This window comes from Cupriavidus pauculus, assembly GCF_022179805.1.
In the GTDB taxonomy this organism is placed as follows: Bacteria; Pseudomonadota; Gammaproteobacteria; order Burkholderiales; family Burkholderiaceae; genus Cupriavidus; species Cupriavidus pauculus_E.
The window spans coordinates 464,126-478,039 of sequence record NZ_BPUO01000005.1 but is presented as its reverse complement, the minus strand read 5'-3'; the positions used below and the strand labels follow the sequence as shown (position 1 = coordinate 478,039).

Genomic DNA, 13,914 nt, shown 5'->3' with positions numbered 1-13,914 from the left:
GGATTTTTGGTCCGGGGCTTTTTGCGTTTGGGGGCTCTGGGTGTTGCTCGGTTGAGCGTGGGTTGCTCCCCTCTCCCGCGCCCTACTACTCCCCTCTCCCGCTTGCGGGAGAGGGGCTGGGGGTGAGGGCCTGAGGCTCTGCTTGCCGACAAATCGCAATTTGAACCGCTGCGCCCTCACCCCCGACCCCTCTCCCGCGTTGCGGGAGAGGGGAGCTCAAATTGAGAGGGGAGCACCCAATCAGCATGCGGGAAGCGTCAATACGACTTCGGCAACCCCAGCACCCTCTCCGCAATATGGCACATGATCAGTTGCGCGCTGACCGGCGCAATACGCGGAATATAAGACTCCCGCAGATACCGCTCCACGTGATATTCCCGCGCATACCCCATCCCGCCTAGCGTCAGTACCGCCGTCTGGCAAGCCTGGTGCGCGGCTTCGGCCGCCAGGTACTTGGCCGCGTTGGCCTCGGCGCCGCAGGGCTTGCCGTTGTCGTAGAGCCAGGCCGCCTTCCACACCATCATGTCGGCCGCCTCCAGCGCCATCCACGCCTGCGCCAGCGGGTGCTGGATGCCCTGGTTCTGGCCAATCGGCCGGCCGAACACGGTGCGCTCGCGTGCGTAGCGCGTGGCGGCGTCCAGCGCGGCGCGGCCCAGGCCCACCGCTTCCGCCGCAATCAGGATGCGCTCCGGGTTCAGCCCGTGAAGGATGTACTCGAACCCCCTGCCCTCCTCGCCAATGCGATCCTCGGCAGGCACCATCAGCCCGTCGATGAACAGCATGTTCGAGTCCACCGCGCCGCGCCCCATCTTGTCGATCTCGCGCACTTCGATGTGGTCGCGGTCGAGCCGGGTGTAGAACAGGCTCAGCCCCTGCGTGGGCTTGCTCACGGCGTCGAGCGGCGTGGTGCGCGCCAGCAGCAGCATGCGCGTGGCCACCTGCGCCGTCGAAATCCAGATCTTGCGGCCATCCACGCGATAGGCGCTGCCATCGGCGGTGCGCACCGCCTGCGTCTTCAGGTGCGTGGTGTCCAGCCCGGCGTCGGGCTCGGTCACGGCAAAGCACGCCTTGTCGCGACCCTCGATCAGCGGCGGCAGCGCGGCGGCCTGCTGGGCGTCGGTGCCAAACACCACCACCGGGTTCAGGCCGAACACGTTCATGTGGATGGACGACGCCCCCGAGAATCCCGCGCCGGACGCCGACACCGTCTGCATGATCAGCGCCGCCTCGGTGATGCCCAGCCCCGCCCCGCCAAACTTCTCCGGCATCGCGATGCCCAGCCAGCCAGCCCCCGCCATGGCCTGGTGGAATGCCTCCGGAAACCGGTGCTCGCGGTCCAGTTCGGCCCAGTATTCGGGGCCGAAGTCGCTGCAGAGCTGCGTAACGGCGTCGACAATCGCGTTCTGCTCTGGGGTGCGTTCAAAATTCATCCGGTGCTCCTTATTCCGGCTGGATGCCCGCGTCCTTGACGAGCTTGTTCCACTTCACCAGCTCGCTGCCGACAAACCCCGCAAACTGCTGCGGTGTCTGGCCGAACGCCTCGAAGCCCAGCGCCTCGAACTTCGGCGCCACGTCCTTGCTCGACGCGATCTTCGACAGCTCGCGGTTCAGCCGCTCCACAATCGGCTGCGGCGTCTTGGCCGGCGCGAATACCCCGTTCCACGACGTGATGTCGAACCCCTTCAGCTCCGGCGTATCGGCAATCGGCGGCAGGTCGGGCAGCAGGCGGCTGCGCTGCGCCGTGGTCACGGCCAGCGCGCGCATCTTGCCCGCCTTGACGTTGGCGATGCCGGCCGCCACGTCGACGAACATCATCGGCACCTGCCCGGCGATCACGTCAGTCATGGCCGGCGGCGTGCTCTTGTACGGCACGTGCAGCAGGTCGATATTGGCCATGCGGCCCAGCGTGGCGCCCGACACGATGCCGGTGCTGTTGCCGCTGGCGTACGACATGCCCGGATGCGCCTTGGCGTAGGCAATCAGCTCACCCACGGTCTTGACCGGCAGCTTCGGGTTGATCACCAGCATGAACGGCAGGTTGCCCATGCGCGCCACCGGCGTGAAGTCCTTGATCGGGTCATACGGCAGCTTCTTCATCAACGACGGATTGGCCGAATGCGTGGTGTTCGTCGTCATGAACAGCGTGTAGCCGTCGGGCGCGGCCTGCGCCACCAGTTCGGCGGCAATCGCGCCATTGGCGCCGGGCCGGTTGTCGACCACCACGTTCTGCCCCAGCGCGTCGCCCAGTTCCTTGGCCGTGATGCGCGCCACCGCATCGGTGCCGCTGCCTGCCGCGAACGGCACGACCAGCCGGATCGGCCGGCTCGGATAGCTGTCGGCGGCGTGCACCGCCAGCGGCAGGGCCACGGCGGGCAACGCCAGGATAGCGGCGGCAAGCGTGCGCCGCACGCGGAAGTTCGGCATGGTGGTCTCCTCCAGATGGTTGGGCGGCTGCAGCGCCCTTTATGGGAATGGCGTGCTCAGGCCGGACGGATCACGCGGTCCGGCGATTCCTCGTACGGCGGGGCGTAGATCACCAGCAGCTTCACGGGTTCGTCGCTGATCACCGTGAACACATGCATGGCATCGGCCGGAAAGAAGCAGCAGTCGCCCGGGCCCAGGTCGCGCGCCTGGCCGTTGACCTCGGCGCGCGCCCGGCCTTCCAGCACGTAGCAGACCTGCTCGATGCCCGGGTGCGCATGCGGCAGCGCGCCCTTGCCGCGCTCGATGGTGCCGTGGATCACTTCGAGCTGCGTCGCGCCCACGTTCTCGCGGCCGATGATGCGGCGATTGAGCGTGCCGACGTGATTGGCCGGGTGATAACCGGCCACGTCTTCGGTACGGACGAAATAGGTGGGCGCCGCCTGCTTGGCGGCCGAGGATGCTGTCATGGGTGGGCTGTCTCCAACATCGGGCACCGTGCCGGCTGGCCGGCGCCCTGTTTTCATGTTTGTGAAACAGATTTTATGCCCATGAAAAATGGAGTCAACTAGGGGTTGCTACCGATGCCGGTGCCACGGTCCAGTCTGGCACGAAGCTGCGCGCCAATGCCAGCGCAGTCTTGAAGCCATGCCACGGATTGCGCAGGCAGCGGCCCACCTGTTCGCTGCGCGCCACGCCGGACACGCACCAGGTGCAGAAATGCTCGCAGTTGTTGGTCAGCAGCCGATAGCGGTCTTCGCCCAGCCGCGACTTGGCGCGTGCCACCACGTCGTGGGCGCCGTAGGTAGCATCCGGCTCGGGATGGACGCTGACGCCCACGCCCGCCGCAAAGCGGTGCAGCGACACGTACTCCACGGGACGCCGCGTCGCGGCGCGGTCGAAGCCGCCGTAGTGAATGACCTGGCCATCGCCCACATAGATGCCATGGTGCGCGTAGCCGTCGCGCGCGCTGACCAGATGGGCACCCACGCCAAGGGTGCGCGCCAGGTCGTCCAGTGCCGGACCAACCGCAAGCAGACCGAGATGTAGTGTGTCCATGGTGAACCGCCTGTCACGATGTCTTCCACCAAGCCCCCCGACCGGCATCCCCTCGGAAAGCAGGCGAAAAGCCTCTCTCCGCAGGGCATTTCTGCCCTGGCGACGATAGGAACAGCGTCGGGATTCGTTGCGCCGCCACGCCAGGTTGGGCGGCGGCGCTGGCCATTGCCTTGTGCCGGAACTAACGGCACGTTGTGCAGCGGCCTTGATGAAATAGTAGGAACGGTGGCACCGCGAAACCATTCTACGGATGGCTCGCGCAGGTTCTACGTTGGATTCGGCGGGTTATACGGGGGTATAGCGCCAGGCAGGCCACCGAGCAGCCCGCACCGCCCGAAGTCTCCGTTCCGTCACGCCGGCCCGGCACAAAACCGGCGCAGCTTCTGCACGGCTGGACTCTGATCAACATCGCCCGCGATCCGTGGCAATAGACTGGTTGGCGTAGCCGCCACGCGGCCTCTCCCCCTTCCGAAGTCACCAGGAGCCGAACCATGCCCACCATGCGCGCCGCAGTCTTCCAAGGTCCAGGAAAGATCGTTCTTCAGGAGAAGCCCATCCCCGACGTGGGGCCCGGCGACGCCCTGATCCGGATCACCACCACCACGATCTGCGGCACCGACGTTCACATCCTCAAAGGCGAATACCCGGTGCAGCCGGGCCTGACCATCGGCCACGAGCCCGTTGGCGTGATCGAGAAGCTGGGCAGCAACGTCACCGGCTATCGCGAGGGCCAGCGTGTGATCGCGGGCGCCATCTGCCCGAGCTTCCATTCCTATGCCTGCCAGGACGGCTGCGCGTCGCAGGACGGCCAGGCGCACGGCCATGGCTACAAGCCCATGGGCGGCTGGCGCTTTGGCAACACCATCGACGGCACGCAGGCCGAGTACGTGCTGGTACCCGATGCCCAGGCCAACCTGGCGCCGATTCCCGATGGCCTGACCGACGAGCAGGTGCTGATGTGCCCGGACATCATGTCCACGGGCTTTGCCGGCGCCGAGCAGGCCAATATCAAGATCGGCGATATCGTCGCCGTGTTCGCGCAGGGCCCCATCGGGCTGTGCGCCACGGCCGGGGCGCGGCTGCGCGGCGCCGCACGGATCATCGTCGTCGACGGCATCGACGAGCGGCTGGCCATCGCCCGCCATATGGGCGCCGATGCCACCGTGAACTTCCGCAAGGTCGATGTCGTCGACGAAATCCTGCGCCTTACCGACGGGCGCGGCGTCGACGCATCGATCGAAGCGCTGGGCACCCAGGCCACGTTCGAGGCCGCGCTGCGGGTGCTGAAGCCGGGCGGCACGCTGTCGAGCCTGGGCGTGTACTCCACCGACCTGCGCATTCCGCTGGGGCCATTCGCGGCCGGACTGGGCGACCATCGCATCGTCACGTCGCTGTGCCCGGGCGGAAAAGAACGCATGCGCCGGCTGATGAACGTGATCGAAACGCATCGTGTGGACCTGGCACCGCTGGTCACCCATCAATACAAGCTGGCCGACATCGAAGCCGCCTACGACCTCTTTGCCAACCAGCGCGACGGCGTGCTGAAGGTGGCCATCACGCCGTGACGCCACGCGGCAACCCGCCATAAGAATCAGGCACTTACCCACCCCTCCGGCGGCGCTCGCCGCCGGCCTCGCCGCCCCCTCCACTAAATAATCCCCGGCCCCTTTCGTCGAACAGGGTGATGCACCACCAAGTTTTCGTGGCGCCACAGACACCACCCGTACCGAAAGGGAGCCTTTCATGAGTTTCGACCGCGACGACGCCACGTTCCTGGTTCTCGTCAACCACGAAGAGCAGTACTCGATCTGGCCCGACTACAAGCCCGTGCCCGGCGGCTGGCGGCTCGACGGCTTCAGCGGCAACAAGCAGGCTTGCCTGGACCATATCGAACGCGTCTGGACCGACATGCGCCCGCTGAGCCTGCGCCGCTTCATGGAGGAGCCAACGCGGGCGGATGCCTGACCATGCCGGCGCTGCAACTGTTCTGCCTGCCCCATGCCGGGTCCAGTGCCACGGCGTACCTGCGCTGGCGCCGGCTGCTGCCGGCCGCCATCGAGCTGATCGCGCTGGAGCCCCCGGGTCGCGGCGCGCGGCTCGACGAACCCCTCCTGCGCGAGTTCGAGCCGCTGGCCGCCGAGATGACCGACATGCTGGCCCACCGGCTCGGCCAGCAAGCGCACGCCGCCACGCCGTACGCGATCTTTGGCCACAGCATGGGCGGCCTGCTCGGCTGGCGCGTCTGCCACATGCTGCGCGAGCGCGGCCTGCCGTTGCCGCAGCGGCTGATCGTATCGGGCAGCGCGGCGCCCAGCCGGCGCGATCCGCAACGGCTGGCCGCACTGCGCGGCGACGCGGCGCTGGTGGCCGACCTGCGCCGGCACGGCGGTACGCCCGAGGTCGTGTTCGCCGATGCGGAACTGCTGCGCCTGACGCTGGATGTGCTCGACGCCGACTATCGCGTCTGCGAAAGCTTCCGTCGCACCAACGTGGCGCCGCTGCCCATGCCGCTGCACGTGTTTGCCGGCCATGACGATCCGATCGCCCCGCCCGACCTGCACGCCTGGGCCGCCGAAACGCTCGCCGGCTATACGCTCGAATGGTTCGCCGGCGGGCATTTCTTCGTGCACGACAGCCAGGCCGATGTGGTGCGCAGCCTGGTCGCCTGCCTGACCCTGCCTCGCCTGCCCTCGCCGTCCACCGCCCCCGTGCCCGCGCCGGCCTGACCCGCGCGCCACATCGCCTCCACCGCCAACCGTCTTCCTGGAAAGCCGATTCCAATGCAGTCCGATCCGAACGTCCCGGCCACGCTGGTGGCTCACCTCGGCCGTCTGGCCGCGCAGCGTGCCGGCGACACGGCGCTGATCACCATCGACGCCACTGGCGAAACCCGCTACGACTACGCCGCCCTGCACGCCCGCGTGCGCAACCTGGCGGCCGAACTCGCCCGCGCCGCCGCGCCGGCAGAGCGCGCGCTGCTGCTGATGGACAGCGGCATCGACTATGTCACCGCGTTCTTTGCCTGCCTGTACGCGGGACTGACCGCCGTGCCGGCCTTCGAGCCCGGCGCCGTGCGCTCCGCGCAAGTGGCACGCCTGCGCGCCATCGCCGCCGACGCCGAGCCCGCACTGATCATCACCACGGCCGCGCAGGCAACGCTGCACGCCGAGGCGCTGGGCGCCATCGCCCCCGATGCCCGCATCGTGCTGGCCGATGGCCCCCACGCACCGGCCCCCGACGGCTGGCGGCCGTATGCCGCCACGCCCGACACGCTGGCCTTCCTGCAATACACGTCGGGCTCCACCGCCGCGCCCAAGGGCGTGATGGTCAGCCATGGCAACGTGATGGCGAACGAGGTGGCCATCGCGGACGGCATGGGCATCGGCCCTGACGACGTGATTGCCACGTGGCTGCCGCTCTACCACGACATGGGCCTGATCGGCGGCCTGCTGCAGCCGGTGTACACCGGCGTGCCCGTGGTGATGATGTCGCCGCAGTTCTTCCTGGAGCGTCCGGCCCGCTGGCTGCAGGCCATCAGCCGCCATCGCGCCACGGTCTCGGGCGGCCCCGACTTTGCGTACCGGCTCTGCGTGGAACGCGTACGCGACAGCCATCTGGAAGGGCTCGACCTGTCCTGCTGGAAGGTTGCCTATTCGGGCGCCGAGCCCGTACGCGCCGATACGCTGCGCGCGTTCCGCGATCGCTTTGCGCCGGCAGGCTTCAGCGAGCAGGCGCTGTATCCGTGCTACGGCCTGGCCGAGGCCACGCTGTTCGTCACCGGCGGCAAGCGTGGCAGCGGCATGCTGTGCACGACGTTCGATGCCAGCGCGCTCGCGCAGGGTCACGGCGAGGCGGCGCAAGACGGCCTGGAACTGGTCGCCTGCGGATTCCCGCGCAGTGCGCACACCGTCCGCATCGCCACGGCCGACGGCCGCACCCTGCCCGACGGCCAGGTCGGTGAAATCGAGGTGGCCGGCGCCAGCGTCACGCATGGCTACTGGCGCAATGCCGACGCCACGGCCGCCACCTTCAACGGCGGCAACGGCGATGGCTGGCTGCGCACCGGCGACCTTGGCCTGCTGCGCGACGGCCAGCTCTATATCGCCGGCCGCCGCAAGGACCTGATCATCGTGCGCGGCCAGAATCTCTATCCGCAGGACATCGAGCGCGCCGTCGAACATCACGTCCCCGCCGCCCGCCGTGGCCGCGTGGCTGCGTTCCCGGTGCAGACGCCTGACGGCGAAGCGATCGGCGTCGCCGCCGAGATCTCGCGCCCGGACCAGAAGCGCGTGGGCCACGTGGCGCTGGTGCAGGCGCTGGCCGAAGCGGTTGGCAATGCCTGCGGCGCACCGCTGGCCGTGGCGCTGCTGCTGAACCCGGGCGGCCTGCCCAAGACAACCAGCGGCAAGCTGCAGCGCAGCGCGTGCCGCCAGGGCTGGCTCGACCACAGCCTAGACGCCTGCGCGATCTGGGCGCATGGCACGTTCACGGTGGGCGGCACCACGGCTGGCGGCGTGGCCGCACAGGCCGCCGAGCCGCCGCAGGGCGATACCGAAATCGCGCTTGCTGCGCTGTGGCAGGAACTACTCGGCACGGCGCCCGTCGACCGGCACGCACACTTCTTCGCCAGCGGCGGCAACTCGCTGACCGCCGCGCGACTCGTGGCGCGGCTGCGCGAGCAATTCGGCGCCGCCGTGCCGATGCGGCTGCCGTTCGACCATCCGACGCTGACCGCCTGCGCCGCCGCGCTTGAACAACTGCCGGCTGGCACTACGACGTCGATGCCCCAGACCATCGCCACGGCCCCACGCACCGCCCGGATGCCGCTGGCGCCAGCCCAGCACCGGCTCTGGCTGGCCGACCGCATCGCCGCGCCAGCCGACCGCTGGACCTACAACATGGCCGGCGGCCTGCGCCTGCACGGCACGCTCGACATCGCGGCGCTGCACGCCAGTCTGGCCGTGCTGGTGGCTCGCCACGAGATCCTGCGCACCGGCTATCCGGCCGATGCCCACGGCGCGCCGTATGCCAGCATCGCCGACAGCATCACCATCGACGTGCCGCACAGCGACCTGTCCACGCTGAACGCCACCTCACGTGACGCCGCGCTGCGCGAACTGGCCGATGTGCAGGCACGCGAGCCATTCGACCTGGCCCGTGCGCCGCTGCTGCGCGCCCGGCTGGTGCGGATGGCCGAGGATGATCACGCGCTGCTGGTCACGCTGCACCATATCGTCGGCGACGGCTGGTCCATCGGCATCCTGCTCGACACGCTGGCCGCCGGCTACAACGCCGCCCGCGCCGGCCAGTCCATCGACCTGCCCGCGCTGACGGTGCAGTACGCCGACTACGCGCAGCACCAGCAGGCCGAAGACCACGGCCCGCAGAGCGTGGCCGATACCGCCTACTGGCGCGCCGCCCTCGAAGGGGCGCCGCGCCTGCCTACGCTGCCCACGCCGAACCGCCGCCCGCCCGTGGCCTCGGCCGCCGGCGATGCCTGCTACAGCGATCTGCCCGCCGCGTTGCTGGCGCAGGCAGACGCCGTGGCGCGCCGCCACGGTGCCACGCGCTACATGGTGCTGCTGGCCGCGTTCCACGCGCTGCTGCACCGCCTGGGCGGCGCCGAGGACCAGCTGGTCGGGATCGACGTGGCCGGCCGCACGCGCCGCGAGCTCGAAGACCTGATCGGCTTCTTCGTCAACGTACTGCCGTTGCGCACGCAGCCCCGTGCCGCGATGTCGTTCGTCGACCTGCTCGATCAGGTACGCGCGCAGACGCTGGCCGCCTTCGACCACCAGGCACTGCCGTTCGAGCGCATCGTCGAGGCCGCCGGCGTGCCGCGCGAACGCGCGTGGCACCCGCTGGTGCAGATGCTGTTCGTGCTGCAGAACACCCCCGCCGATGCCCGCCCGTTCCACGGCCTGCAGGCCCAGCGCCTGCCCACGCCCGTCCACGCGGCCAAGTTCGATCTCGCCGTGTTCCTTGACCCCCAGCCCGACGGCCTGCGCGCCGAATGGGTGTACGCCACCGCGCTGTTCCCGCGCGCCACGGTGCAGCGCATGGCCGACGCCTATGGCGCCGTGCTGGCGCAGGCCGTGGCCGATCCCGCCTGCCTGCTGTCCGGCCTCGATGTGCCGGCCGGCCTTTGCGAACCCGCCACCGACAAGCCCGCCATGACTTCCAGCCAAGTTTCCAGCCCCAGCAAACTCGACAAGCTCGCAAAACTGGGCAAGCTCGCCCGGCAGCCCGCTCAAGCTGCACAACCGGCGGCGCCGGCATCGCTGGTACGCACATCGTTCCTGGCGCCGGACCGCACCTTCCCCATCGTGATCGAGCCCGCCTCGCCGGACCTGGACCCCGTGGCCTGGGCGCTCGCGCATCGCCACGACATCGAGGCCACGCTGTGCCGCCACGGCGGCATCCTGCTGCGCGGCTTCGGGCTGCGCACGCCGCAGGAATTCGAAGCGTTCGCGGAATCTATCGAACCGGGTCTTTACGGCGCCTACGGCGACCTGCCGAAGAAGGAAGGCGGCCGCAACACCTACCGCTCCACGCCGTACCCCGAGCGCGAAATGATCCTGTTCCACAACGAAAGCGCGCACCTGTCGCGCTGGCCGCGCAAGCAGTGGTTCTTCTGCGAGCTGCCGTCGCCGGTGGGCGGCGCCACGCCCATCGTCGACTGCCGCGAGATGTACCGCTGCCTGCCGCGCGAACTGGCCGCGCAATTCGAAAGCAAGGGCCTGCGCTACGTGCGCACGTTCAACGACAAGCTCGACGTGAGCTGGCGCGATTTCTTCAAGACTGATTCCCGTGATGACGTGGAAGCGCGCCTGCGCGCATCGGGCACCGATTTCACGTGGTTTGACGCCGACACGCTGCAGACCCGCGAACTGTGCCCGGCCGTGATCGCCCACCCCGTCACCGGCGAGCGCAGCTTCTTCAACCAGGTGCAGTTGCACCACACGGCCTGCCTGGACGCCGAAGTCCGGCGCGACCTGCTGGAAATCGTCGGCCCGGAGCGCATGCCGCGCCAGGTGACGTTTGGCGACGGCAGCCCCATCGACGATGCCACCATGGCGCTGATCGGCGACCTGTATGAAGCCTGCGCGGTCCGGTTCGACTGGCGCCAGGGCGACGTGGTGATGCTCGACAACATGCTGGCAGCCCACGCCCGCGACCCCTACCAGGGCCCGCGCAAGATCGTGGTGGCCATGGGCGACATGTTCGAGCGCAGCGACCTGCCCGCACTCGACGCCGGCCCGGCCACGCCGCAGAACGCCGGCAACGTGCTGGCCGCAACGGTGGAGGGCTGATCGATGAACGCCATCGTTACCGATCTGGCCGGCCACGCCCAGGCGCTGGGCCGCGAGCAACGCGCCATCGAAGCCCATACCAGTCAGCCGGTCACGCTGACCGCCAATATCGACGGCCCGCTCGACACCGCACGCCTCGAACGTGCGCTGTCCCGAGTGGCCGAGCGCCACCCCGCCACCGGCCTCGCCTTTGGCCGCGTCGATGGCCTGCGCGGCCTGCGGCAGCAGTTCGCGGGCACGGCGCCGGTCTGGGGCGAGGCAAGCGATTTGTCGACCCTGCAGGCCAGCGTACGCACGCTCGATCCGCAACGCACACAACTGACGCTGGCCGCCCATCCGCTGGCCGTCGACGGCGCCAGCCTGACCACGCTGATGCGCGAACTGGCCCAGGCCTACGCCGACGACGCCGCGCCAGCCTGCGAAGCGCCGCTTTCGTATGTGGACTATCTCGACTGGACGGCCGGTCTGGCGCAGGACAACAGCGACGCTGGCCGCGACTACTGGCAAGCCCAGCGCGACCGCCTCTCCGCGCTCGACGCGCCACGGCTACCGTGGCGTCAAACGGAAGCCGCGCCCGGCGCCATGCAAACGCTGACCGTTGATCTCGACGATGCCGAAGCGGCCAGCGTGGCCGCCTGGGCCGCCCAGTTGATTTGCCCGCCGGCCCACGTGCTGCAAGCCGCCTGGTGGCTGTTGCTGGCCCGCCTCGACGGCACGGGCGCGTTCCGTGGCGACTGGCACAACGACTGCCGCGACGACTTCGAGGCGCTGGCCGGTGCGGTCGGCCGCTACGCGTCGCTACTGCCCGTGGTGGTTCAATTCGATCCGGCAACGTCGTTCGGCGATTGGCTGGCCAGCTTTGCCGCGCAACTCCAGCAACACCTGGACTGGCGTGAACACGCCCCGGCCGACATCGCCACCAACGCACCGGGCCGCATTGCGTTCGGCGTGTCTGGCCCCGCCACGGCAACCGTCACCCATAACGGACAGTCATGGCACATCGGCGCACCGGTAGCCCCGGTGCCCGGCATCGAGATCGCGCTGCACGTGAGCCTCGACGACGCCGGCCAGCCGCGCACGCTGGTGCTGCATCACGACCGCCACCATGCCGCCGATGCGATGGCGTGCCTGCTCGACCAGTACCGCACGCTGCTGCAGACGCTGCGCGCGCAGCCCGACACCGGCATCGGCGCGCTGCCGCTGGCCACCGCCGCCGACCTGGCGCGCGCCGATGCCATGCACGCGCCCGCCGTCGACTTCGGTGCCGAACTGCTGCCGCAACGGCTGGCCCGCTGGGCCAGCGAGCGCCCGAATGACATCGCCCTGTCGGCCGCCGGCCAGCGCTGGACCTACGCCGAGCTGTCGCGGCGCGTGGACGCCGTGGCGAGCCGCCTGCCTGCGTTGGGGCTCCAGCCCGGCCAGCCGGTGGGCCTGCTGCTGCCGCGTTCCGCCGACCTGGTCATCGCGCTGCTGGCCGTCATGCGCGCCGGTGCCGCCTACCTGCCGTTGGACCCGGCTTGGCCGGAACAACGCCGCGCACAGATCCTGGCCGATGCGGGCGCCACGCTGGTGCTGTCCGATATGGCACAACTTGCCGGCGAAGACAGCGTGGCCCAAACGCCGCTGCCTTTCCCGCAAGCCAGCCAGCCCGCCTACGTGCTCTACACCTCGGGCTCGACCGGCACGCCCAAGGGCGTGGCCATCACGCACGGCCAGTTGCTGAACTACGTGGCGGCGTCCGGACAGGCGCTGGGCTTGGAGCGCTGCGAGCGCTTCGCGCTGACGTCCACGGTGGCGGCCGACCTTGGCAACACCACGCTGTTCGGCGCGCTGTGGCACGGCGCCTGCCTATGCGTGGCCGATGACGCCGACATGCAGCACGCCGCAGGCTTTGCCGCGTTCCTGGCGCGCGAGCACGTGGACTGCCTCAAGATCGTGCCGTCGCACCTCGATGCACTGATCGAAGGCGATGGCGCGCCCCTGCCGCTGCCGCCGCACGCGGTGATCGTGGTGGGCGGCGAATCGGCTTCGCCCGCGTTCCTGGCCCGCCTGCGCGACCGTGCGCCGGCCGCCCAGCTGTTCAACCACTACGGCCCGACCGAAACCACGGTCGGCATCCTGGTCCACGACGCCGGGCTGGCCTCCGGCCTGTCCGGTGCGGCGCTGCCGCTGACGCGCGTGCTGGCCAACTGCGAGGTGCGCGTGCGCACGGCGGCCGGCCATCCGGCCACGGTGGGCGAAACGGGCGAGCTGTACCTCGGCGGCGCCCAGCTCTGCGCCGGCTATATCAATCGGGACGCCAATACCGACACGTTTGTCGCGCACCCCGACCATGCCGGCCAGCGGCTCTATCGCAGCGGCGACCTGGCTCGATACCTGCCACACGGCGGTATCGAACTGATCGGCCGTGCCGACAGCCAGGTCAAGGTGCGCGGCTTCCGCATCGAATGCGGCGAGGTGGAGCACGCGCTGTCGACGCTGCCCGGCGTGCGCCATGCCGTGGTGCTGCCGCTCACGCACGACGGCGGCGCCACGCAACTGGCCGCGTGGCTGGTGCCGGCCGATGCCAACGCGAACGGCGGGCCGCTTTCCGCCGCCCAGCGTCAGGCGCTGCGCCAGGCGCTGGCCGAGCGCCTGCCCGAGCCGATGATCCCGACCCAGTGGTTCGCCATCGCCGATCTGCCGCGCCTGCCCAACGGCAAGATCGACCGCCGCGCGCTGATCGCAAACGCGGCGGCCGCACCGGACACCGCCAACGTGCCGCACCGCGAGCCGGCCACGGCACTCGAAGCGCTGCTGCTCGACCAGATGCGTGACCTGCTCGGCGCGCCGCAGCTTGGCGTCACCGAAGACCTGTTCGAGGCGGGCGGCCATTCGCTGCTGGTCATCAAGCTGGTGGCACGCGTGCGCAAGCTGCTCAAGCTCGACATCGCTCCCGCCGTGGTCTTCGACGCCCCCAGCGCTGCCGCCCTGGCCACCGCGCTGCGTGCCGCCAGCCCCGAGCCCGAGGGCCTGGAGACGCTGGCCGGCCTGCAGCGCCAGCTCGCGGCCATGTCGCCCGAGGCGCTTGCCGCCCTGCGCGCCAGCGCCGCCGCCACGGCATAACTTCGCTTTCAGGACC

9 protein-coding genes are annotated in these 13,914 nt (G+C 69.7%); 5 read left to right on the top strand and 4 right to left on the bottom strand.

The window, feature by feature from the left end:
• Positions 1 to 257: 257 nt before the first annotated feature.
• The 4 genes from MFF62_RS13070 to MFF62_RS13055 form a co-directional block, all read right to left on the bottom strand.
• Positions 258 to 1,430, bottom strand: a complete 1,173-nt coding sequence (locus tag MFF62_RS13070) for an acyl-CoA dehydrogenase family protein (RefSeq protein ID WP_238263536.1) — start codon at positions 1,428 to 1,430, stop codon at positions 258 to 260.
• 10 nt (positions 1,431 to 1,440) lie between these two features.
• Complete coding sequence (locus MFF62_RS13065) at positions 1,441 to 2,424, bottom strand: Bug family tripartite tricarboxylate transporter substrate binding protein (RefSeq protein WP_238263535.1); 984 nt, start codon at positions 2,422 to 2,424, stop codon at positions 1,441 to 1,443.
• Between the two features lie 56 nt (positions 2,425 to 2,480).
• Positions 2,481 to 2,891, bottom strand: a complete 411-nt coding sequence (locus MFF62_RS13060; RefSeq protein ID WP_238263534.1) for a cupin domain-containing protein — start codon at positions 2,889 to 2,891, stop codon at positions 2,481 to 2,483.
• Between the two features lie 94 nt (positions 2,892 to 2,985).
• Entirely contained in the window at positions 2,986 to 3,480 is a 495-nt protein-coding gene (locus MFF62_RS13055; protein WP_238263533.1) for a lecithin retinol acyltransferase family protein, read from the bottom strand.
• 491 nt (positions 3,481 to 3,971) lie between these two features.
• On the opposite strand from MFF62_RS13055, the gene MFF62_RS13050 reads away from it, so the two are divergent.
• The 5 genes from MFF62_RS13050 (at position 3,972) to MFF62_RS13030 (ending at position 13,898) form a co-directional block, all read left to right on the top strand.
• Positions 3,972 to 5,045, top strand: coding sequence for an NAD(P)-dependent alcohol dehydrogenase (locus MFF62_RS13050; RefSeq protein ID WP_238263532.1), 1,074 nt, complete (start codon positions 3,972 to 3,974; stop codon positions 5,043 to 5,045).
• A gap of 178 nt (positions 5,046 to 5,223) precedes the next feature.
• On the top strand, positions 5,224 to 5,445 hold the full coding sequence (locus MFF62_RS13045) for an MbtH family protein (protein ID WP_238263531.1): 222 nt from the start codon (positions 5,224 to 5,226) through the stop codon (positions 5,443 to 5,445).
• Between the two features lie 2 nt (positions 5,446 to 5,447).
• On the top strand, positions 5,448 to 6,206 hold the full coding sequence (locus MFF62_RS13040; protein ID WP_238263530.1) for a thioesterase II family protein: 759 nt from the start codon (positions 5,448 to 5,450) through the stop codon (positions 6,204 to 6,206).
• Between the two features lie 54 nt (positions 6,207 to 6,260).
• On the top strand, positions 6,261 to 10,793 hold the full coding sequence (locus tag MFF62_RS13035) for a condensation domain-containing protein (protein WP_238263529.1): 4,533 nt from the start codon (positions 6,261 to 6,263) through the stop codon (positions 10,791 to 10,793).
• A gap of 3 nt (positions 10,794 to 10,796) precedes the next feature.
• Complete coding sequence (locus tag MFF62_RS13030) at positions 10,797 to 13,898, top strand: non-ribosomal peptide synthetase (protein ID WP_238263528.1); 3,102 nt, start codon at positions 10,797 to 10,799, stop codon at positions 13,896 to 13,898.
• The last annotated feature ends 16 nt before the right edge of the window (positions 13,899 to 13,914 follow it).